Here is a 19,894-nt window from a genome sequence, read left to right on the forward strand (position 1 = left end):
CGCGCCGCGGGGGCGGCCGCATTGGCGGCCGCACGCTCGCTTCGCTCGCACAGTGACCGGTTGCGCGGCGGCTGCTGCGTGGTCGCGCCCCACGGTTGCTGAACTTCAGCGGCGAAGCCGCGGAGATGAAGCGACCACCGCAACACCCCCGCCGTCGCATCAGGGCTTGGGGGCGTGGACCTTCTGCTGGGCCGCGACGAGGCCCTGCTCCACGATCAGCTCCACGGCATCGGCGGCATCGGCGATGAGGATCGGCAGCGTCTTGCGCTCGGCGACGCCGAAGGGATCGAGCACCCAGTCCGCGGGATCCTGCCGGCCGGGCGGGCGACCGATGCCCACCCGCACCCGGGCGAAGTCCGGCGTGCCCAGGGCCTTCGCCACATCGCGCACGCCGTTGTGGCCGCCGTGCCCGCCGCCGGACTTCAGGCGGATGGTGTCGAAGGGGATGTCGAGCTCGTCGTGGACGACGATGACCCGATCCGGATCGATCTTGAAGAACTTCGCGAGCGACGAGACGGGCCCGCCCGACACGTTCATGAACGAGTTCGGCTTGGCCGCGATGAGCTTGGGACCGCCGATGCGCAGGCGCCCCTCCGCCACGCGCGCGTTCGCCTGCCTCTGCTGCGTGAACGACGCGCTCATGCGGTCGGCGAGCTCGTCGACGACGAGCTGGCCGACGTTGTGCCGGGTCAGCTCATAGCGCGGGCCGGGGTTGCCGAGCCCGACGACCAGCCACGTCTCGGCCATGCGTCATCCTCCAGTGGACAGCGGAAGGGGGTGCGACAGAATCGTCGCACCCCCTTCCGGCAGGATCGGAATTACTCGCCCGACTCCTCAGCGCCCTCGGCCGCCTCGGCCTCGTCGGCGACCTCGCCGCGCGGCGTCGAGACGCCGACGACGAGCGTCTCGCCGTCGGTCGCGAGGCTGGCGCCCTGCGGCAGCGTGACGTCGGCGGCCGTGATGTGCGAACCGTCCTCGAGACCCTCGACCGAGACCTCGATGTGCTCCGGGATGTGCGTGGCCTCCACCTCGACGGTCAGCGATGCCGTCTCGAGCGTGTGGATCGTGCCGGGGAAGGTCTCGCCGGTGATGACGATCGGAACGTCGACCTGGATCTTCTCGCCCTGCTGCACGACGATGAGGTCGACGTGCTCGATGATCTGGCGCACCGGGTCGCGCTGCACGTCCTTCACGAGGACGAGGTGCTGGGTGCCGTCGACAGTGAGGTCGATGAGCGCGTTGGCCTGGCGGACGATCAGCGCCGTCTCGTGGCCCGGCAGCGCGACGTGGATCGGCTCGGCGCCGTGGCCGTAGACGACGGCGGGGATCTTGCCGGCGGCGCGCAGGCGGCGGGCGAAGCCCTTGCCGAACTCGGTGCGGGTCTCGGCGGTCAGGGTGGCGTTCTCGGACATTGATGTTCTCCTCATGCACACGGCGATGCGGTGGCCGTGGTGGTCTGCTTTCTCGACTCGAACGCGACGCGTGAGGAGAGCCACGAGGCCCGCATCACCGCGTCGATCACGGACTCCGGAGCGCACGCGCACGAAGATCCCTCGCCGAGGTGCCTCCATGCTACCCGAACCGGCCTCCGGAACGGCAATCGCGCTCGCGGAGCCGATAGCCTGAGGGGGCGCCCCTGGTCGGGGCGTCCGTTCCGCGAAGGAGTCACCGCATGCTCGACGCTGCCGCTTGGTCGCACGTCATCACCTGGGTCATCGGCGGCGTGTCCGTCGTCGCCGCCGTCACGATCGTCGGCGCGTTCTTCTCCCTCGGCCGCTCCGGCTACCGCAAGGACTGATCGCCATGACCACTGCAGCCAACATCGGAGTCGTCGGACTCGCCGTGATGGGGTCGAACCTCGCGCGCAACCTCGCCAGCCGCGAGGGCAACACGGTGGCGGTGTACAACCGCAGCCGGTCCAAGACCGACGAGCTCGTCGCCGCGCACCCCGAGGCCGGGTTCCTGCCCGCGTACAGCTACGAGGAGTTCGCCGCGACGCTGTCGAAGCCGCGCACGGCGATCATCATGGTCAAGGCCGGCGGCCCGACCGACGCCGTCATCGAGGAGCTCGTGAAGGTGTTCGAGCCGGGCGACATCATCGTCGACGGCGGCAACGCGCTGTTCACCGACACGATCCGCCGCGAGAAGGCGGTGCGCGAGACGGGCATCAACTTCGTCGGCGCGGGCATCTCGGGCGGCGAGGAGGGCGCGCTGAACGGCCCCTCGATCATGCCGGGCGGATCGGACGAATCGTGGGTCACGCTCGGCCCGATCCTGAAGTCCATCGCCGCGGTCGCGGAGGGCGAGCCGTGCGTGACGCACGTGGGCCACGACGGTGCCGGGCACTTCGTGAAGATGGTGCACAACGGCATCGAGTACGCCGACATGCAGCTGATCGCCGAGGCGTACGACCTCATCCGCCGCGGCACGGGCAAGAGCCCGGCCGAGATCGCGGACGTGTTCGCCGAGTGGAACACTGGCGAACTGGAGTCGTACCTCATCGAGATCACCGCCGAGGTGCTGCGCCAGGTCGACGCCGAAACCGGCAAGCCGCTCGTGGACGTGATCCTCGATCAGGCGGGCGCCAAGGGCACGGGCGCGTGGACGGTGCAGACCGCGCTGTCGCTGGGCGTGCCGGTCTCGGGCATCGCCGAGGCCACGTTCGCCCGGTCCCTGTCGTCGCACCCCGAGCAGCGTGAAGCCGCCGCGGACCTGCCCGGCCCCGACGAAGGCTTCCGGGTGGACGACGTCGACGCGTTCATCGAGGACGTGCGCCTGGCGCTGTTCGCCTCGAAGATCGTCGCGTACTCGCAGGGCTTCGACGAGATCCGCGCGGGAGCCGCCGAGTACGGGTGGAACATCGACCTCGGCGCGATCGCGAAGATCTGGCGGGCCGGCTGCATCATCCGCGCCCAGTTCCTCAACCGCATCAGCGACGCCTACGCCGAGGCCCCTGACCTGCCCGTGCTCATGACCGCGCCGTACTTCGTCGAGGTGTTCGGCCGCGCGCAGGCCGCGTGGCGGCGCGTGGTCGTCTCCGCCGCGCAGGCAGGGATCCCCTCCCCCGCGTTCTCGTCCTCGCTGGCGTACTACGACGGCATCCGCGCCGACCGCCTGCCGGCCGCGCTCGTGCAGGGACAGCGCGACTTCTTCGGCGCGCACACCTACAAGCGCATCGACAAGCCCGGCACCTTCCACACCCTCTGGTCGGCCGACCGCACCGAGATCGAGGCGGAAGACACCCACTGACGCGGGCCCCACCCCGTCCCCGACGTCCGGTCCGCTCAGGCGGGCCGGACGTTGTGGTTGCGGCGGGAGACGTTCTGCGGATCCCACGCTGCCTTCACGCGGCGCAGCCGCGACATCGTCTCGACGGGGTAGACCTTGACGACGAGCTCCGGCTCCGTCGCGTTGAGGAAGTTGCCGTAGACGCCACGACCGAGCGCCTCGATCGCGGCCCAGTCCGCCTCGACGCGGGCGCGCTCGGCGTCGTCGAGATGCGGCCCGTCGAAGGCGCCCGCCATGGCGAACCACCCCGCCTCGCGGGCGGGGAACGCCGTGGCCTCCGGCGCGACGTCGCCGTAGGCGCCGCCGAGCGAGCGGAGGAACAGCACCGATGCCGGCTGCGCCTCGCGGAACGCCGCCAGCCGGTCGATCGCGTCGTCGCCCAGCTCGGCGAGCAGCGTGTTGCCTCCGACGAAGCCCGGCGCCGGGCGCTCGGGATCGAAGGGCGGCATGTCGGCGAGGATCTCCGGGTACGACACCGGCCCGAACGCGACCTCCGTGATGCCGGGCAAGGCGAGCACCGGCGCGAGCAGCGCGCGCGCCGCCTTCTCGTCGCCGAGCCAGCACGCCGTGAGCGACGCACCGGGAGGCGCGCTCGGATCCATCGCCGGGACGTCCATGTACGTGACGGTGAGCTCGCGGGGCGCGCCGCGCATCACGTCGCGCACGGCCCGCAGCGTCTCCCGCGCGTCGCCGGCGAGCGCGAGCTCGATCCACACGACGCCCGGCAGCGGGTGCGCCTCGAAGTCGAAGCGGGTGACGACGCCGAAGTTGCCGCCGCCGCGCAGCGCCCACATCAGCTCGGGCGCGGTCTCGTCCGAGACCTCCACCACGTCTCCGGAGGCCGTGACGAGCTGCGCGCCGACGAGCTGGTCGGCCGCCAGGCCCCACGCGCGCACCATCCAGCCGATGCCGCCGCCGAGGGTCAGCCCGCCCACGCCCACCGACGCGGTGTCGCCCGAGCTGATGCCGAGCCCGTGCGGCGCGAGCGCGGCGGCCACCTCGCCCCACGTGGCGCCGCCGCCGATGCTCACGCGCGTGCCGTCGACCGAGACGTCGCGCAGCGCGGAGACGTCGATCGTCACGCCGCCGGGCACGGCACCCCACGCGCTGTGGCCGCCGCCGCGCACGGCCACCGGCAGCCCGGCGCGGGCCGCATGCGCCACGGTGGCGCGGACGTCGTCGACGTCGGCGGCGCGGACGATGAGGTCGGGCTCTCCGATGCCGGAGTGGAACAGGCGGGCCGCATCCCACTCGGGGTCGGTCGCCGTGAGCACGGTGCCGGCGAGCCCGGCGCGCAGGTCGTCGATCGTGGTCATGGCACGAACGGTAGCGCCCACCTCCGACACGCGAACGACGGGGCCGGCCCCGCATGCGTCGCGGCTCAGCGCAGGGCGACGAGCCCGAGGTTGCCGAGAATGGCGAAGGCGACGCCCCACAGGATGATCGAGACGATCTGCCAGAAGATCACCTGATTGCGGCTGGCGCCGAACGAGACCATGAGGCCCGAGGTGATCTGGCTGGGAAGCAGCGTCTGGCCGAGCAGGCTGACGCCCGGCACGCCGAAGCGGTCGAACATCTTCTTGAAGCGCTGCTTGCGCGGCGACAGCTCCGGCTCCCCCTCCCCCGCGGCGCGCCCGGCCAGCACCTTCCGGCGCGCCCCCGCCCCGACGAAGACGAAGGCGAGCATCGAGACGACGTTCCCGACGATCGCGGCGAGCACCGCGACGACGGTCGGCACGCCGGCCAGCACGCCGATGAGCGTGCCGAAGTACGACTCGACGAACGGGATGGCGGACACGAGCATGACGCCCAGCCACTGCACCCAGACGGGCAGGGAGTCGGTGAAGGCGACGAGCGCGTCGTACATGGGATCTCTCCTCGATGGGGGTGTAAAGTGACCTTGACATGACAAGCTTGCTTGACAATCTCGATAGTGTCAAGTGGGCTTTACACATGGATTCCGAGGAGAACGTGCGAAGCAGGGTCAGAGAGCTGCGCGGCGAACGCGGGCTGTCTCAGCAGGCGCTGGGCGACGCGCTGGGCGTCTCGCGGCAGACGATCAACGCGATCGAGACGGGCCGGTACGACCCGTCGCTCACGCTCGCGGTGCACCTGGCGCGCTACTTCGGCGCGCCCGTGGAGGAGGTCTTCGATGTCGATGGATGAGCAGGGATCGCGGGATCGGGCACGCGGACGCCGCCGGTGGCCCATCTCGATCCTCAACACCGTGATCTACGGCGCGATGACGCTGTTCGGCGTCTGGCTCATCGTGGTCGACAGGATCGGGCCCGGCGTCATCCTGATCGTGGCCGCCGTGCTCGGCGCCCTCGCATCGGCCTTCGCGCGGCGGCGCGGATCGGGCGACCTGGAGCGCGTGAACGCGCTCGAGTTCGCGGACGAGCGCGATCGCGCCGCGGCCGGCAAGGCGCTCGCCACGGTCGGCGTCGCCGCGCTCCTCGCGTCGATGGCGCAGTTCGTCGTCGCGATCATCGTCGACGATCCGCTGTTCTCGCTGATGAGCGCCGCGGTACTCCTGTTCCTGGCGATCGTCTGGCTCGTCGCGAACTGGTACTTCGTCCGCCGCGGCTGAGCGCGGGGGTTCACAGCGGGGGCATAGGCGGCACCATAGGAAACCCATAGGTGCGGGCGCAGAATGGGTGCCATGACGACCCCGCAGCCCGCCCTCACCCGCGCCGACGGCTCGCCCGTCCGCGTGCTCGTCGTCGACGACGAGCAGATGCTCACCGACCTGCTCTCGATGGCGCTGAAGATGGAGGGCTGGGACGTGCGCGCCGCCTCCAGCGGGTTCGACGCGCTGCAGGCCGCCCGCGAGTTCGAGCCCGACGCGATCGTGCTCGACATCATGATGCCCGACCTCGACGGACTGGCCGTGATGCAGCGACTGCGCCAGGCGGGCGACGACGTGCCGATCCTGTTCCTCACGGCCAAGGACGCCGTCGCCGACCGGGTGGCCGGGCTGACGGCGGGCGGCGACGACTACGTGACCAAGCCGTTCAGCCTGGAGGAGGTCGTGGCGCGGCTGCGCGCGCTGATGCGGCGCGCCGGGGTGCAGACGGCGGACGCCGAGCCGATCCTGCGCGTCGCCGACCTCACGCTCAACGAGGACAGCCACGAGGTTGAGCGCGGCGGCGAGCCCATCGAGCTGACCGCCACGGAGTTCGAGCTGCTGCGCTACCTCATGCGCAACCCGCGCCGCGTGCTCTCGAAGGCGCAGATCCTCGATCGGGTGTGGCAGTACGACTTCGGCGGCAAGTCGAGCGTCGTCGAGCTGTACATCTCGTACCTGCGCAAGAAGATCGACGCCGGGCGCGAGCCGCTGATCCACACGATCCGCGGCGCCGGCTACATGATCAAGGCGCCGCAGTGACCGAAGCGGCCGACGACACCCGGGCGGGGGCACCGCCCGGCCCCCCGCGGCCCGGCGACGCCGCGCTCCACGGCGCCGACGCTCCGGCGACCGGCACCGTCTCGTCCGGGCGGGCGCCGATGTCGTTCCAGACCAAGCTCATGCTCACGGTCTTCACGATCGTGGCGCTGATCCTCGTCGTCGTCTCGGCCGTCATGAGCCTCGTGCTCGGCCGCGTGCTCGAGTCGTCGCTCTCGCAGCAGGTCGAGTCGCTCGCCGACAGCGCGTCGTCGTGGGTCTCACCGGGGCAGGACGCCGCCTCGCAGCTCGCCAGTGCGCGCACCTTCCCCGGCACGATCCTCATCGTGCTCTCCACGACGAACGGGACGATCTCCGGGGCGATCAGCGAGGGCCCGCGCGTGACGGGCCTCAGCACGGCTCAGCTCGCCGACGCCCGGAGCACGCGCAGCGAGACCGCGACCACGGTCACGATCGCCGGGGAGGGCGAGTTCCGGATCGCCTCCGGCCAGGTGCCCGGCGGCGTCTACCTGATCGGCGTGTCCACCTCCGGCGTGCGGGCCACCGTGGGGCAGATGCTCTCGACGATCGCGTTCGTCACGGCGGGCGGCCTGCTCGTGCTCGGCGCGGCCGTCACCGCCGTCATCCACCGCGGACTGCGTCCCCTGCGCGCCGTCGCCGACACCGCCACCCGCGTCGCCCGCCTCCCCCTGCACGCCGGCGCCGTCTCGATCGACGAGCGCGTGCCGGCGGACCAGGCCGACCCCCGCACGGAGATCGGGCAGGTCGGCGCCGCGCTCAACACGCTGCTCGATCACGTCGACTCCTCGCTCGACGAGCGCCAGCGCAACGAGGAGCGGATGCGGCGCTTCGTCGCCGACGCGAGCCACGAGCTGCGCACGCCGCTGGCGTCGATCCGGGGCTACTCCGAGCTGTCGCTGCGCGATCCGGCGCTGTCGGACACGACCGGGCAATCGCTCGAGCGCATCCAGGCGCAGTCGATCCGCATGACGAGCCTCGTCGAGGATCTGCTGCTGCTGGCGCGGCTCGACGAGGGCACCGAGATCGTCGTGGGGGCCGTGGATCTCACACAGGTGGCGGTGGAGGCGCTCGCGGATCAGCAGGTGGCCGCGCCCGACCACGAGTGGCAGGCGGAGGTGCCCGACGATCCTGTCGTCGTCGCGGGCGATGCCGCCCGGCTGAGCCAGGTCGTCCTGAACCTGCTCGCCAACGCCCGCACCCACACGCCGGCGGGAACCGCGGTCACGCTGCGCATCGCCCGCGAGGGCAGCGGAGGCGCGACCCGCGCCGTGCTGCAGGTGCACGACGATGGCCCCGGCATCGACCCCGCGCTGCAGAAGGAGCTGTTCGCGCGCTTCGCCCGCGGCGACGTCTCCCGCGCCCGCAAGACGGGCGGCACGGGCCTGGGACTCGCGATCGCGAAGGCCATCGTCGAGGCCCACCACGGCACCATCACGGTGCGCAGCGAGCCGGGCGACACGACCTTCGAGGTGCGTCTGCCCGCCCGGCCGGCCTGAGCCGACCGAGCGCACGAGCCGGGGGCGAAAGGAAGGACTACGCCGCGCCGTCGAACATGCTCGTGACCGAGCCGTCGTCGAAGACCTCGCGGATGGCGCGGGCCAGCAGCGGGGCGCTCGAGAGCACCGTGAGCTTCTCGAAGCGGCGCTCCTCGGGCACCGGCACGGTGTCGGTCACGACCACTCGGTCGATCGCGTCGTCCTGCAGACGCTCGGAGGCGGGGTCGCTGAAGATCGCGTGCGTGGCGCCGACGATCACCTTGCGGGCGCCGTTCTCCTTCAGTGCCTGCGCGGCCTTCACGATGGTGCCGGCCGTGTCGATCATGTCGTCGACGAGCAGGCAGGTGCGGCCCGCGACCTCGCCGACGATCTCGTGCACGGTCACCTGGTTGGCGACCTTCGGGTCGCGGCGCTTGTGGATGATCGCCAGCGGCGCGTTCAGCGAGTCCGACCACTGGTCGGCCACGCGCACGCGGCCCATGTCGGGCGAGACCACCGTGAGCGTCTCGCGCTCCTCGTCGGTGATCGTCTCGCGGAAGTGGCTGAGCAGCACGGGCTTGGCGAACAGGTGGTCGACGGGACCGTCGAAGAAGCCCTGGATCTGCGAGGCGTGCAGGTCGACGCTCATGATCCGGTCGGCGCCCGCCGTGGCGATGAGATCGGTGACCAGGCGCGCCGAGATCGGCTCGCGGCCGCGCCCCTTCTTGTCCTGGCGCGAATACGGGTAGTACGGCAGCACGACCGTGACGCGCTTGGCCGAGGCGCGCTTGAGCGCGTCGAGCATGATGAGCATCTCCATGAGATCCTCGTTCACGTTCGCGCCGAACGACTGGATGAGGAACACGTCGCTGCCGCGCATCGACACCTCGAAGCGCGTGTAGATCTCACCGGAGGCGAAGGTGCGGTGCTCGGTCGGGGCGACCTGGATGCCCAACTGCGCCGCGACGGCCTGCGCGAGCTCGGGATGCGAGCGGCCGGTCACCACCACGAGACGCTTCTTCGTCTTCGCGACGACGCCCGGGGCGATGCCCCGCTCGCGGTCGAGTTCAACCTTCTTCTGCTTCTGAGCCACCGGCCGCCTCTTCTGCTTCGCGGGCCTGCCGCGCGGCGTCTGCCGCGGCGGTGCCCGCTCTGTTCTTCTCGACCCACCCCGCGACGTTGCGCTGAGGTGCCACGCTGAGCCCGAGCGCACCGGCCGGGACATCCTTGCGAATGACCGCCCCGGAGCCCGTCTTGGCGCCGACGCCCAGTCTAACGGGGGCGACCAGGTCGTTGTGCGTGCCGGTGTGCACGTGGTCCTCGATGATCGTGCGGTGCTTGTTCACGTCGTCGTAGTTGGCGGTGATGGTGCTGGCGCCCAGGTTCACGTGCCGCCCGATGGTCGCGTCACCCACGTACGACAGGTGCGGCACCTTGCTGCCGTCGCCGATCTGCGAGTTCTTGCTCTCCACGAAGGTGCCGATCTTGCCGCCCTCGCCGAGCGTCGTGCCCGCGCGCACGTAGGCGAACGGCCCGACGGTGCTGCGCGGCCCGAAGACGGCGAGTGTGGCGTCGGAGCGGCGGATGACCGCGTCCTCGCCCACCTCGCAGTCGGCCAGCGACGTGTCGGGGCCGATCGTGGCGCCCTCGGCCACGGTCGTCGCCCCGAGCAGATGCGTGTTCGGCAGGATCGTGACGTCCTGCGCGAGCGTGACGGTGTCGTCGATCCACGTCGTCGCCGGGTCCTGGATCGTGACGCCGTCCAGCTGCCAGCGCCGCACGATCCGCTCGTTCAGGATCCGGGCCGCCTCCGACAGCTGGGCGCGGTCGTTCACGCCCAGCGCGACGCGCGCGTCCGCCGCGACACTCGCGGCGACGCTGCGACCGGCCTCGCGCAGCAGGCGCACGACGTCGGTGAGGTACAGCTCGCGCTGCGCGTTGTCGGCGCTCAGCAGCGGCAGGCTCTCGCGCAGACCCGCGGCGCGGAAGACGTACACGCCGGCGTTGATCTCGCCGATGGCGCGCTCGTCGTCGCCGGCGTCCTTGTGCTCCACGATCCGCTCGACGGTGCCGTCGGCCCCGCGCACGATCCGGCCGTACCCGGTGGCGTCGTCGAGCAGCGCGCTCAGCACCGTGGCCTCCGCCTGCGCGGTGCGGTGCTCGGCGATGAGGGCCGACAGCGCCTCGGCGTCGAGCAGCGGCACGTCACCCGAGAGCACGAGCACGTCGCCGTCGAAGTCGGCCGGCAGCGCGTCGACCGCCAGCTGCACGGCGCGACCCGTTCCGGGCACGTCGTCCTGGTCGACGACGGCGACGCCCGGGTGCGACGACACGGCCTCGACGACGAGGTCGCGCTCGTGGCGCACGACCACCTCGATCAACTGCGCGCCGAGGGCCTCGGCGGTATGCAGCACGTGCCCGACGAGGGGCCTGCCCCCGATCCGGTGGAGCACCTTCGGGGTCCGCGACTTCATGCGCGTGCCCTGCCCCGCGGCCAGCACGACGATCGCCAGATTCTCGTAGTTCATGCTCCGCCACCAGGATTCGAACCTGGTCCTCACAGCTCCAAAGGCTGTCGTGCTGCCGTTACACCATGGCGGACCCGCGGCCGCGCGGACCGCGGCAACAGTCTCTCACGGGTCATAATGACCGGATGGGCGAGGTGGATGAGGTCGACCGGATCGTCGGCGCGTGGCGCACGCAGCGACCCGACCTCGACTTCTCGCCCATGGAGGTGCTCTCGCGCGTCGACCGCCTGTCGCGGCACCTGGATCGCGCGCGCCGCGATGCGTTCGACCGGACCGACATCGAGCCCTGGGAGTGGGACGTGCTCTCGGCGCTCCGCCGCGCGGGCGAGCCGTACCAGCTCAGCCCCAAGCAGCTGCTGCAGCAGACCCTCGTCTCGAGCGGCACCATGACCAACCGGATCGACAAGCTCGTCCAGCGCGGACTCGTCCACCGCGAGGCCGATCCCGGGGACGGTCGCAGCATCCTCGTCACGCTGTCGGAGCAGGGCCGGATCCGGGTCGATGCGGCGATCACGCGGCTCATGGATGCCGAGGCCGAGCTGCTGCGCACGCTCTCGGCCGCCGAGCGCACGCGCCTGGCGGCGCTGCTGCGCCACCTCAGCCTCGGCTTCGAGTCCGGCGCCTGAGGCCGTCTGCGTTCTCCTTGATCCGCGAGAATCCACCCTTGCGCCGAGAATCCTTGCGTCCACGGATTCTCGGCGCGGAGATGGATTCTCACGGGGACGGACGGCGGGCGCGGGCGGGCCGCTTAGGCTGGATGCGATGGCACATCTCCTGGGCGGCGAGAACCTGCGCATCGAGTTCCCCGCGAAGGTGATCCTCGACGGCGTCACGGTGGGGATCGCGGACGGCGACCGGGTGGGCATCGTCGGACGCAACGGCGACGGCAAGTCCACCCTCATGCGCATCCTCACGGGACGGATGGAGCCGGACGACGGCCGCGTCACGCGCCGCGGCGGCCTGCGCGTGGGCATGCTCGCACAGACCGACGAGCTCACCGAGAGCGATTCGGTGCGCCACGCCATCGTGGGCGACGCGCCCGAGCACGAGTGGCGCGGCGACGCGCGCATCCGCGACATCCTGTCGGGCCTCACGCGCGACCTCGATCTCGAGGCCGACGTGTCCACGCTCTCGGGCGGCCAGCGCCGCCGCGTCGCGCTCGCGCGGCTGCTCGTGCAGGAGTGGGACGTCGTCGCGCTCGACGAGCCCACCAACCACCTCGACGTCGAGGGCATCGCGTGGCTGGCCGAGCACCTGCGCACCCGCTGGGCGGCCAACCAGGGCGCGCTGCTGCTGGTGACCCACGACCGGTGGTTCCTCGACGCGGTCTGCACCCGCATGTGGGAGGTCCACGACGGGATCGTGGATCCGTTCGAGGGCGGGTACGCCGCCTACGTGCTGCAGCGCGTGGAACGCCAGCGGCAGGCCGCGGTCGCCGAGGAGAAGCGCCAGAACCTCATGCGCAAGGAGCTCGCGTGGCTGCGCCGGGGCGCGCCGGCCCGCACGTCGAAGCCGAAGTTCCGGATCGAGGCGGCCAATCAGCTGATCGAGGACGAGCCACCCGTGCGCGACTCGGTGCAGCTGGCACAGCTGGCCACGGCGCGGCTCGGCAAGGACGTCGTCGACCTCCTCGACGCGGGCGTCGCCTTCGACGGCCGGGAGGTGCTGCGCGACGTGGAGTGGCGGATCGCGCCCGGCGAGCGCACGGGCATCCTCGGCCCGAACGGCGCGGGCAAGTCGACGCTGCTCGGCCTCGTCGCCGGCACGGTGGAGCCGACGAGCGGCCGCGTGAAGCGCGGCAAGACCGTGCGCGTGGCGTACCTCGATCAGCGCCTGGCCGAGCTCGACCCCGTGAGGGACCGCCGCGTGCGCGAGATCCTGGCCGAGCAGCGGTCCACCTACGTCTCGGGCGGCAAGGAGATGACGCCGGCCCAGCTGCTCGAGCGGCTCGGCTTCCGCTCGTCGGAGCTGTCCACGCCCGTGCGCGACCTCTCGGGCGGCCAGAAGCGCCGCCTGCAGCTGCTGCTCGTGCTGCTGAACGAGCCGAACGTGCTCATCCTGGACGAGCCGAGCAACGACCTCGACACCGACATGCTCGCCGCGATGGAGGACCTGCTCGACTCGTGGCCGGGCACGCTGCTCGTCGTCTCGCACGACCGGTACCTGCTCGAGCGCGTCACCGACCAGCAGTACGCCGTGCTCGACGGCCGGCTGCGGCACCTGCCGGGCGGCGTGGACGAGTACCTGCGCCTGCGCCGCCAGGACACCGGATCGGCGCGGGCGAGCGCCCCCTCCCCCGCGCCGGCCGCGCCGGCGCCGGGCCTGTCGGGCGCCGAGCGCCGGGCGGCCGAGAAGGAGCTGGCGTCGATCGACCGCAAGCTGCAGAACCTGCAGGCGGGCATCGAGCGGATCCACGCCGACATGGCCGCGCACGATCCCGGCGACTACGACGGCCTCGCCGCGCTCGGCGCCGAGCTGCGCGCCCGTGAGGCCGAGGTCGCCGAGCTCGAGGAGCGCTGGCTGGAGCTGGGCGAGCAGCTCGACGGCTGAGCCGCCGCGCCGATCAGACCCGCGCCTCGAGGCGCGCGAACGGTCCGCCGGCGGCCCGCAGGTCGCCCGCGATGCCGGCGTCGACCGCGCGGCCCGCGTCGAGCACGAGCACGCGCGCGTCGTCGGGCACGAGGTCGACGCGGTGCGTGATCTCGATCACCGAGAGCCCCGGGCGCCGCGCGCGCAGGCGGTCGCGCACGCGGGCGGCCGTGGCGCCGTCGAGCTGGCTGAGCGCCTCGTCCAGCACGAGCACCTCGGGATCGGCGGCGAGGGCGCGCGCGAGGGCGAGGCGCTGCAGCTGGCCGCCCGAGATCGACGTGCCGCGCTCGCGCACCGGGGTGTCGAGGCCGCCGGGCAGCGCGTCGACCCACTCGTCCAGCGCGGCGTCGGCGAGGGCCTCGCGCAGCCGTTCCTCGGCGGCATCGGGCGCGGCGAGGCGCAGGTTCTCGGCGATCGTGCCGCTCAGCATCGTGGGGCGCTGGGAGACGAGGGCGACCCGACGGCGCAGCTCGTCGAGCGGGATGCCCCGCACGTCCGCGCCGCCCAGGAGCACGGCGCCGGACGCGACGTCGCGGCCGCGCGGCAGCAGCGACGCGAGGGTGGACTTGCCGCTGCCGGACACGCCCGCCACGATGCTCCACTCCCCCGCCGGGAACCGGGCGGAGACGGCGTCGAGCGCCGCCGCGCCGCCGCCGTAGCGGGCCGTGACGTCGCGCAGCTCGACCGAGGCGTCGACCGGTGCCGGCCCGGGCGCGGCGGGCTCGCGCACGGCCGGCTCGCCGTCGACGATCCGGCGCACGCGCTCGGCGGCGGCGAACGACGCATCGAGGCTCGTGGCGAACTCGTCGATGCCGCGGGCGGGTCCCCACAGCGCGACCGCGACGGCGAGTGCCACGGCGACCGCCTCGGTCGGCAGGCCCGCCGCGGCGGCGGCCGCCGCCGTGGCCGCGCCGCCGAGCCCCTGCAGCGCACCGGCCGCGCCGCCTCGCACGGCCTGCACGCGGCCGGACGTCGAGCGGGCCGCCGCCAGCGCGCGATCCGCCTGCTCCAGCTCGCGCAGCCGCGCGGGAGCGGCGCCGAGGTCGAGCACCTCGCGCACGCCCTGGATGTCGTCGCCCGCGCGGGAGGCGATCGCGCCCCGCGCCGCCGCGACACCGCGCGCCGCGCGCCACGTCGCCGAGCCCGCGGCGAGCGGGATGAGCAGCGCGCCGAGCACGAACGGCACCAGCGTCAGGGCGAGGCGCGCGTCCACGACCACGGCGAGCCACGCGAGGGCGGCGGCCGGCACGACCACGGCCGACACGGCCGGGGGCAGCGTGTGGGCGAAGAACACCTCGACGCGGTCGATGTCGCGCGTGGCGCGCTCGGTCAGCTCCGCGCCCGCGCGGCCCTGCGTGGCGGCGGGCGCCTGCGGGATGAGACGCGCGAAGAGCAGCTCGCGCAGCCGCTGCAGCGCCGTGAACGCCACCCAGTGGCCCGCGTAGTGCTCGAGGTAGCGCAGCAGCGCCTTCGCCAGCGCGATCCCCACGAGGCCGAGCACGAGCGGCAGGGTCTCGAACGGCGCCCCACTCGCCGCCCGCACCACCGCGGTGGCCGCGAGGGCGAGCAGCGCGACGCCGAGGAGCTGATTCGCGATGCGCGCCGCGACCGAGGCCGCCAGCGGCGCGAGCAGGCGCCGGGTGTGGCCGATGAGCCAGCGGGTCAGGTCGATCCGGTTCATGCGCCGGCCTCCGGTCCGAGCGCGATCACGCGGTCGGCGGCGAGGATGGCGCCCGGACGGTGGGCGATCATGAGCACGGTGCGGCCCGCCGCGAGCCGATCGAGCGCGGCGAGGATCGCGGCCTCGCCCGCCAGATCGACCTGCGACGTGGGCTCGTCCAGCACGAGGATCGGCGCGTCCCGCAGCGCGGCGCGCGCGATCGCCAGGCGCTGCGCCTGCCCGCCCGACAGCAGCGCGCCGTGCTCGCCGACGGGGGTGTCGAGCCCGCCGGGCATGCGCTCGACCTCGGCGCGCAGGCCCGCGACCTCCAGCGCGTGCCAGAGGCGCTCGTCCGGCGCGCTCGGAGCGGCCAGCCGCAGGTTCTCGGCGATCGATCCGAGGAACAGGAACGGGCGCTGTTCGACGACGGCGAGCCGCGCGCGGATCTCGTCGCCCGGCGTCGCCGAGGCGTCGAGCCCGTCCACGAGCACGGTGCCGGCGGAGGGCCGCAGGTGCGCCTGCACGAGCGCCGACACCGTGGACTTGCCGATGCCGCTCGGGCCGACGAGTGCCACCCGCTCCCCCGGCTCGACGCGCAGAGACAGGCCGCGCAGCACGGGCTCGCCGCCGGGGTAACCCGCCGTGACGCCCTCGAGCACGATCGAGCCGGGCGGGGCCTGGCCTCGGCTCGCTGCGCTCGCTCGGCCCGTCTCCGCTCCGGGCGCTGCGCGCCCTCCGGTCGACGACCGGGGCCCGCCAGACAGGTGGCCAGCGATCTGCTGCTGCGCGGCGCGGCCGCCGATGCCGATGTAGAAGAACGAGCCGATGACGTCGACGGGCCCGATGACGAGCACGGTCATGAGCACGATCGCGACGGCCGCGCCCGCCGTGATCGCGCCGTCGGCCGCACGCGTCGCCGCGATCACGGTGGCGGCGACGACCACCGTGAGCGAGAAGGCCGCATCGACGACGAGGATGAGCAGCTGGTTGCCCGCGAGCATCCTCATGAGCCCGCGCCGGTGCTCCTCGCCGCGCGCCGCGAGGTCGTCGGCGACGCGCTCGGCCGCGCGGGCGTACACGAGCGTGTCGAGCGCCTGGATCGCCTCCAGGAACCCCGCCGTCAGTCGGCCCTGCGTGCGCCGATACGCCGCCCCGATCGGGCGGACGAGCCGGCGGAAGCCGCCGATCAGCACGGGCACGAGCAGGATGAGCAGGGCCAGCCAGCCGGCCGTCACGGCGTCCGCGGTCAGCGCCATGACGCCGAGCACGATCAGCGGCGTCGTGAGCGCGCCGAGGATCGGCCCGAGGAAGCCCGCGCGGTAGTGCGCGGTGCGCTCGACGCCGTCTGTGGCGACTGAGAGCAGCTGCCCCGACCGGCCGGCGGTGCCCGCCACGCCGAGGTCGAACACGCGGCCCACGACCGCCCGGCGCAGGCGCCCCTCGGCCTCCGATCCCGCCCACTGCGAGAACCAGGGCCCCGCTCCGGCGCAGACGGCCGCGACCGCCGCGCACGCCACGGGCACGGCCCAGCCCGGCTCGTCGCCGTCGAGCACCCGCCCGAGCCACGCGAACAGCAACGCCGTCGCGATCGCGCCGGCCCACGCGATCCCGGCCGAGACCCCCATCACCCAGGTCGGCGTCGAGGCGCGCACGGCGGCGGGCAGCGGCAGCGCGGGTCCGCCGGCGTGAGGGTGAGACATGTCCCTTCGATCGTATGACCGGCGTTGCTGGGGAATCGGTGGTGGCCGCTCGCGGGACCGGCCACCGCCGCCCAAGGTCAGACGAGCCCCTGCTCCTCCAGCCACTGCGCCGCGATGTCGGCCGGCGACATCTCGTCCTCGGTGCTCTGCACGTTCATGGCGACGAGCGCCTCGGGGGTGAGCGCGGCGCTGATCGGGTCGATGACGTCGGCGATCTCGTCCGCGATGTCGGACGAGGCGATGGGAACCACGTTCGACGCGAGGAAGAGGCCCTCCGGGTCCTCGAGCGGGACGAGGTCCTCGGTCTGGATGCGCGGGTCGGCCGTGAAGACGTTCGCGACCTGGATGGTGCCGGCCAGCAGGTCCTCGACGGTCGTGTCGCCGGTCGCCGAGAACTGCAGGTCGAGGCCGTAGACCGACTCCGCGCCGCTCGGGCCGTACGGCCGCTCCTCGAGCTCGGGCGGGCCGCCCAGCGTGAGCGGCTCGTCGACGTTCGCGAGGTCGGCGATCGTCTCGAGCCCGTGCTCCTCGGCGAACTCCGCCGTCACGGTGTACGAGTCCTGGTCGCTCGCGGTCGACTGCTCGAGCGCGGTGAGGCCCTCGGGCAGCGCCTCGACGAGGGCGTCGTACACCTCCTCGGGGGTGCGCGCCTCGGTCTCGGGGTCGTACTGCTGCTGCAGCAGGCTGCCGGTGTACTCGGGGAACAGGTCGATCTCGCCGTTCTCGAGCGAGGGCATGTACGCCTCGCGCTGCCCGATGTTGAACTGCTTCTCGACCTCGAAGCCGGCGTTCTCGAGCGCCTGCGCGTAGATCTCGGCGATGATCTCGTTCGAGTAGTAGGCCTGCGAGCCGACGACGATCGCGTTGCCGGAGCCGCCGCCGGGCTCCTCGGTCTCGGTGCCGAGGGGGTCCGAGGAGGCGCAGCCGGCCAGCGCGAGGCCGAGCAGCGCGGTCGCCGCGAGAGCGAGGGTCTTGGATGCGTTCATGTCGATCGCCTTCTTTCGTTCGGTCAGGAGGCGCGGGGCGCCGGGTCGAGGGTGCCGCGCGGGACGGACGCGCGCTGGATGAGGGCGAACACGCCGTCGAGCACGAGGGCGAGGGCCGCGACGGCGAGCGCACCGCCGAGCACCTGCTCGAAGCGGCGCAGCTGGATGCCCTGGATGATGTCGTAGCCGAGGCCGCCGAGGTTGACGTACGCGGCGAGCGTGGCGGTCGCGACCACCTGCAGCACGGCGGAGCGCAGCCCGCCCACGAGCAGGGGCAGCCCGAGCGGCGCCTCGATGCGCCACAGCACCTGCCACCCCGTCATGCCCATCGCGCGACCCGCGTCGATCGTGCGCCGATCGATCGCCTCGACCCCGGTGTATGCCCCCGCCAGAATGGACGGGATCGCGAGCAGCACGAAGGCCGTGATCGCGGCCTCCGGCTTGCGCGCCACACCGAGCAGCAGCACGAGCAGCAGGATGAGGCCGAACGACGGCAGCGCGCGGGCGGCGCCCGACAGCGCGACGGCGATCTCGCGGCCCCGCCCGGTGTGCCCGATCAGCCAGCCCAGCGGGATCGCGATGGCGGAGGCGATCGCGACGGAGACGAAGGTGTAGAACAGGTGCGCGAGCAGCGCCGCGGGCAGCGCGTTCGAGCCGCTCAGCCGATCCGGCGAGAACAGCCACGCGAGGGCGTCCAGCAGCAGGTTCACGCGGGAGCTCCCACCGTCGCCGCCGCGGCGCGCGGCGCGCCGGCCGTCGCCGCCGTCCACGGCATCAGCACGCGCCCCGCGAGCACGAGCAGCACGTCGACCACGAGCGCGACGAGCGCCACGGCGACCACGCCCGCGAGGATCTCCTCGACGATGCGCCGTTGGAAGCCGTTCGTGAACAGGTAGCCGAGGTTCGTCACGCCGATGAGGACCCCGACCGTCGCGAGCGAGATCGTGCTCACGGCCGCGACACGCAGCCCCGCGAGGATGACGGGACCGGCCAGCGGCAGCTCCACGGCCCAGAACCCGCGCAGCGGCCCGTACCCCATCGCGACCGCCGCGCGCCGCACGTCCTCGTCCACGGCGTCGAAGCCGTCGGCGACCGAGCGCACGAGGATCGCCACGGCGTAGATCGTGAGGGCCAGCACGAGGTTGAGCGGGCTCAGCGTGCTCGTGCCGAAGACGAGCGGCAGCAGCGGCAGCAGCGCGAGCGACGGCAGCGTGTAGAGGATGCCCGTCACGGTGAGCACGAGGCCGCGCGCGCGGCGGAAGCGGTGGGCGACCCACCCCAGCGGCACCGCCAGCAGCAGCCCGTACAGGATGGGCGGCACGCTCTGGCGCAGGTGCTCGGCCGTGAGCGCGCCGATCAGCCCCAGATTGTCGAGCGTCCAGCTCACGGGCCCTCGCTCCCCGCGCCGGCGACCCCGCCCGCGGGCTCGGGGCGCAGCATGCCCTGGATCCGCCCCGACCCGTCGACCACGGCGGTGCCGTGCCGCGTCTCGCGCAGCGTCATGCCGCGGCGCCCGTCGACGAGCCCGACGAACTCGCGCACGAAGTCGTCGGCCGGGTCCTCGAGGATCTCGTCGGGCGTGCCCCGCTGCACGACCCGGCCGCCCTGCGCCAGGATGACGACCTCGTCCCCCAGCAGGAACGCCTCGTCGATGTCGTGCGTGACGAACACCGTGGTCTTGCCCAGCTCGCTCTGCAGGCGCAGCAGCTCGCGCTGCAGCTCGCGCCGCACGATGGGGTCGACGGCCCCGAAGGGCTCGTCCATGAGCAGGATGTTCGGATCCGAGGCGAGCGCCCTGGCCACGCCGACACGCTGCTGCTGGCCACCGGAGAGCTGCCCCGGGTACCGGCCCGCGAGCGCGCGATCGAGCCCGACGGTGTCCATGAGCTCGCGGGCGCGCTCGCGCGCCTCGCGCTTGGGCACGCCGTTCAGGATCGGCACCGTGGCGATGTTGTCGATCACGCGCAGGTGGGGCATGAGGCCGGCGCTCTGCATCACGTAGCCGATGCTGCGGCGCAGGCGCACGGGGTCGCGGTCCTTCACGTCCTCGCCGTCGATGAGCACGGCGCCGCTCGTGGGCTCGACCATGCGGTTGACCATGCGCAGCAGCGTCGTCTTGCCGGAGCCGGACGACCCGACGAGGGCGACGGTCTTGTGCGACGGCACGACGAGGTCGACGTCGGCCACGGCGACCGTGCCCCCCGCGTACTCCTTGCGGACGGAGCGGAACTCGATCATCCC

20 protein-coding genes and 1 tRNA gene are annotated in these 19,894 nt (G+C 72.9%); 8 read left to right on the plus strand and 13 right to left on the minus strand.

The annotated features are described in order from the left end of the window. Window positions 1–159 precede the first annotated feature (159 nt). Window positions 160–747, minus strand: coding sequence for an aminoacyl-tRNA hydrolase (gene pth / locus ACYVJ0_RS06235; RefSeq protein ID WP_460816717.1), 588 nt, complete (start codon window positions 745–747; stop codon window positions 160–162). 71 nt (window positions 748–818) lie between these two features. Continuing rightward, window positions 819–1,412 (minus strand): 50S ribosomal protein L25/general stress protein Ctc, encoded by a 594-nt coding sequence (locus ACYVJ0_RS06240; RefSeq protein WP_460816719.1) that lies wholly within the window; start codon window positions 1,410–1,412, stop codon window positions 819–821. Window positions 1,413–1,672: 260 nt separating this feature from the next. On the opposite strand from ACYVJ0_RS06240, the gene ACYVJ0_RS06245 reads away from it, so the two are divergent. Then, entirely contained in the window at window positions 1,673–1,798 is a 126-nt protein-coding gene (locus ACYVJ0_RS06245; RefSeq protein WP_449853609.1) for a hypothetical protein, read from the plus strand. 5 nt (window positions 1,799–1,803) lie between these two features. Further along, window positions 1,804–3,249 carry an NADP-dependent phosphogluconate dehydrogenase gene (gene gndA / locus ACYVJ0_RS06250; RefSeq protein WP_449853610.1) on the plus strand — a complete coding sequence of 482 codons (1,446 nt, stop codon included), beginning with the start codon at window positions 1,804–1,806 and terminating at the stop codon, window positions 3,247–3,249. Window positions 3,250–3,284: 35 nt separating this feature from the next. Here the strand turns inward: gndA and ACYVJ0_RS06255 are convergent, their stop codons facing one another. Both ACYVJ0_RS06255 and ACYVJ0_RS06260 read right to left on the minus strand, forming a co-directional pair. Then, entirely contained in the window at window positions 3,285–4,604 is a 1,320-nt protein-coding gene (locus ACYVJ0_RS06255; protein WP_460816721.1) for an FAD-binding oxidoreductase, read from the minus strand. A gap of 65 nt (window positions 4,605–4,669) precedes the next feature. Continuing rightward, window positions 4,670–5,155 carry a hypothetical protein gene (locus tag ACYVJ0_RS06260; RefSeq protein WP_460816722.1) on the minus strand — a complete coding sequence of 162 codons (486 nt, stop codon included), beginning with the start codon at window positions 5,153–5,155 and terminating at the stop codon, window positions 4,670–4,672. 86 nt (window positions 5,156–5,241) lie between these two features. Here ACYVJ0_RS06260 and ACYVJ0_RS06265 point away from each other — a divergent pair, with 86 nt between their 5' ends. The 4 genes from ACYVJ0_RS06265 to ACYVJ0_RS06280 all read left to right on the plus strand — a co-directional run bounded on the left by ACYVJ0_RS06265 (window position 5,242) and on the right by ACYVJ0_RS06280 (window position 8,211). Next, the gene (locus ACYVJ0_RS06265) at window positions 5,242–5,454 is read left to right on the plus strand and encodes a helix-turn-helix transcriptional regulator (protein ID WP_449853613.1); all 213 of its coding nucleotides are present in this window, start codon (window positions 5,242–5,244) and stop codon (window positions 5,452–5,454) included. Then, window positions 5,441–5,878 (plus strand): hypothetical protein, encoded by a 438-nt coding sequence (locus tag ACYVJ0_RS06270; protein ID WP_449853614.1) that lies wholly within the window; start codon window positions 5,441–5,443, stop codon window positions 5,876–5,878. The genes ACYVJ0_RS06265 and ACYVJ0_RS06270 overlap by 14 nt, the downstream gene beginning before the upstream one ends. A 72-nt stretch (window positions 5,879–5,950) precedes the next feature. Then, complete coding sequence (locus tag ACYVJ0_RS06275) at window positions 5,951–6,676, plus strand: response regulator transcription factor (protein ID WP_449853615.1); 726 nt, start codon at window positions 5,951–5,953, stop codon at window positions 6,674–6,676. Next, window positions 6,673–8,211, plus strand: coding sequence for a sensor histidine kinase (locus ACYVJ0_RS06280; RefSeq protein ID WP_460816724.1), 1,539 nt, complete (start codon window positions 6,673–6,675; stop codon window positions 8,209–8,211). Before ACYVJ0_RS06275 ends, ACYVJ0_RS06280 begins: the two co-directional genes overlap by 4 nt. A gap of 37 nt (window positions 8,212–8,248) precedes the next feature. On the opposite strand, the gene ACYVJ0_RS06285 is transcribed toward ACYVJ0_RS06280, so the two are convergent. From ACYVJ0_RS06285 to ACYVJ0_RS06295, 3 genes are all read right to left on the minus strand, one after another. Further along, window positions 8,249–9,283 (minus strand): ribose-phosphate diphosphokinase, encoded by a 1,035-nt coding sequence (locus ACYVJ0_RS06285; RefSeq protein WP_449853617.1) that lies wholly within the window; start codon window positions 9,281–9,283, stop codon window positions 8,249–8,251. Next, entirely contained in the window at window positions 9,258–10,718 is a 1,461-nt protein-coding gene (gene glmU, locus ACYVJ0_RS06290) for a bifunctional UDP-N-acetylglucosamine diphosphorylase/glucosamine-1-phosphate N-acetyltransferase GlmU (protein WP_460816726.1), read from the minus strand. Before glmU ends, ACYVJ0_RS06285 begins: the two co-directional genes overlap by 26 nt. A gap of 1 nt (window position 10,719) precedes the next feature. Continuing rightward, window positions 10,720–10,791: transfer RNA gene (locus tag ACYVJ0_RS06295), tRNA-Gln, on the minus strand. 52 nt (window positions 10,792–10,843) lie between these two features. Between ACYVJ0_RS06295 and ACYVJ0_RS06300 the strand changes: the two genes are divergently transcribed. Both ACYVJ0_RS06300 and ACYVJ0_RS06305 read left to right on the plus strand, forming a co-directional pair. Continuing rightward, window positions 10,844–11,344, plus strand: coding sequence for a MarR family winged helix-turn-helix transcriptional regulator (locus ACYVJ0_RS06300; protein ID WP_460816727.1), 501 nt, complete (start codon window positions 10,844–10,846; stop codon window positions 11,342–11,344). A gap of 136 nt (window positions 11,345–11,480) precedes the next feature. Then, the gene (locus ACYVJ0_RS06305; RefSeq protein WP_460816729.1) at window positions 11,481–13,268 is read left to right on the plus strand and encodes an ABC-F family ATP-binding cassette domain-containing protein; all 1,788 of its coding nucleotides are present in this window, start codon (window positions 11,481–11,483) and stop codon (window positions 13,266–13,268) included. 13 nt (window positions 13,269–13,281) lie between these two features. Here ACYVJ0_RS06305 and ACYVJ0_RS06310 read toward each other — a convergent pair whose 3' ends face one another. From ACYVJ0_RS06310 to ACYVJ0_RS06335, 6 genes are all read right to left on the minus strand, one after another. Continuing rightward, window positions 13,282–14,988, minus strand: coding sequence for an ATP-binding cassette domain-containing protein (locus ACYVJ0_RS06310; protein WP_460816731.1), 1,707 nt, complete (start codon window positions 14,986–14,988; stop codon window positions 13,282–13,284). After that, window positions 14,985–16,667, minus strand: a complete 1,683-nt coding sequence (locus ACYVJ0_RS06315; RefSeq protein ID WP_460816732.1) for an ATP-binding cassette domain-containing protein — start codon at window positions 16,665–16,667, stop codon at window positions 14,985–14,987. Before ACYVJ0_RS06315 ends, ACYVJ0_RS06310 begins: the two co-directional genes overlap by 4 nt. A gap of 77 nt (window positions 16,668–16,744) precedes the next feature. Next, window positions 16,745–17,653 (minus strand): ABC transporter substrate-binding protein, encoded by a 909-nt coding sequence (locus ACYVJ0_RS06320; RefSeq protein ID WP_449853630.1) that lies wholly within the window; start codon window positions 17,651–17,653, stop codon window positions 16,745–16,747. A gap of 23 nt (window positions 17,654–17,676) precedes the next feature. Beyond that, complete coding sequence (locus tag ACYVJ0_RS06325; RefSeq protein WP_460816734.1) at window positions 17,677–18,363, minus strand: ABC transporter permease; 687 nt, start codon at window positions 18,361–18,363, stop codon at window positions 17,677–17,679. Beyond that, window positions 18,360–19,040: an ABC transporter permease gene (locus tag ACYVJ0_RS06330; RefSeq protein WP_460816737.1), complete on the minus strand. Its 681-nt coding sequence runs from the start codon at window positions 19,038–19,040 to the stop codon at window positions 18,360–18,362. Before ACYVJ0_RS06330 ends, ACYVJ0_RS06325 begins: the two co-directional genes overlap by 4 nt. After that, complete coding sequence (locus ACYVJ0_RS06335; RefSeq protein ID WP_460816738.1) at window positions 19,037–19,891, minus strand: ABC transporter ATP-binding protein; 855 nt, start codon at window positions 19,889–19,891, stop codon at window positions 19,037–19,039. The genes ACYVJ0_RS06330 and ACYVJ0_RS06335 overlap by 4 nt, the downstream gene beginning before the upstream one ends. Between the last annotated feature and the right edge of the window lie 3 nt (window positions 19,892–19,894).

The sequence above is a fragment of the Microbacterium petrolearium genome, assembly GCF_054782875.1.

Coding starts and splice junctions, on each gene's coding strand:
- ACYVJ0_RS06260 (WP_460816722.1), bottom strand. CDS start 5,155: ATGTACGACGCGCTCGTCGCCTTCACCGACTCCCTGCCCGTCTGGGTG.
- ACYVJ0_RS06320 (WP_449853630.1), bottom strand. CDS start 17,653: ATGAACGCATCCAAGACCCTCGCTCTCGCGGCGACCGCGCTGCTCGGC.
- ACYVJ0_RS06245 (WP_449853609.1), top strand. CDS start 1,673: ATGCTCGACGCTGCCGCTTGGTCGCACGTCATCACCTGGGTCATCGGC.
- ACYVJ0_RS06300 (WP_460816727.1), top strand. CDS start 10,844: ATGGGCGAGGTGGATGAGGTCGACCGGATCGTCGGCGCGTGGCGCACG.
- ACYVJ0_RS06275 (WP_449853615.1), top strand. CDS start 5,951: ATGACGACCCCGCAGCCCGCCCTCACCCGCGCCGACGGCTCGCCCGTC.
- ACYVJ0_RS06310 (WP_460816731.1), bottom strand. CDS start 14,988: ATGAACCGGATCGACCTGACCCGCTGGCTCATCGGCCACACCCGGCGC.
- ACYVJ0_RS06265 (WP_449853613.1), top strand. CDS start 5,242: ATGGATTCCGAGGAGAACGTGCGAAGCAGGGTCAGAGAGCTGCGCGGC.
- pth (WP_460816717.1), bottom strand. CDS start 747: ATGGCCGAGACGTGGCTGGTCGTCGGGCTCGGCAACCCCGGCCCGCGC.
- ACYVJ0_RS06270 (WP_449853614.1), top strand. CDS start 5,441: ATGTCGATGGATGAGCAGGGATCGCGGGATCGGGCACGCGGACGCCGC.
- ACYVJ0_RS06305 (WP_460816729.1), top strand. CDS start 11,481: ATGGCACATCTCCTGGGCGGCGAGAACCTGCGCATCGAGTTCCCCGCG.
- ACYVJ0_RS06255 (WP_460816721.1), bottom strand. CDS start 4,604: ATGACCACGATCGACGACCTGCGCGCCGGGCTCGCCGGCACCGTGCTC.
- gndA (WP_449853610.1), top strand. CDS start 1,804: ATGACCACTGCAGCCAACATCGGAGTCGTCGGACTCGCCGTGATGGGG.
- ACYVJ0_RS06315 (WP_460816732.1), bottom strand. CDS start 16,667: ATGTCTCACCCTCACGCCGGCGGACCCGCGCTGCCGCTGCCCGCCGCC.
- glmU (WP_460816726.1), bottom strand. CDS start 10,718: ATGAACTACGAGAATCTGGCGATCGTCGTGCTGGCCGCGGGGCAGGGC.
- ACYVJ0_RS06335 (WP_460816738.1), bottom strand. CDS start 19,891: ATGATCGAGTTCCGCTCCGTCCGCAAGGAGTACGCGGGGGGCACGGTC.
- ACYVJ0_RS06240 (WP_460816719.1), bottom strand. CDS start 1,412: ATGTCCGAGAACGCCACCCTGACCGCCGAGACCCGCACCGAGTTCGGC.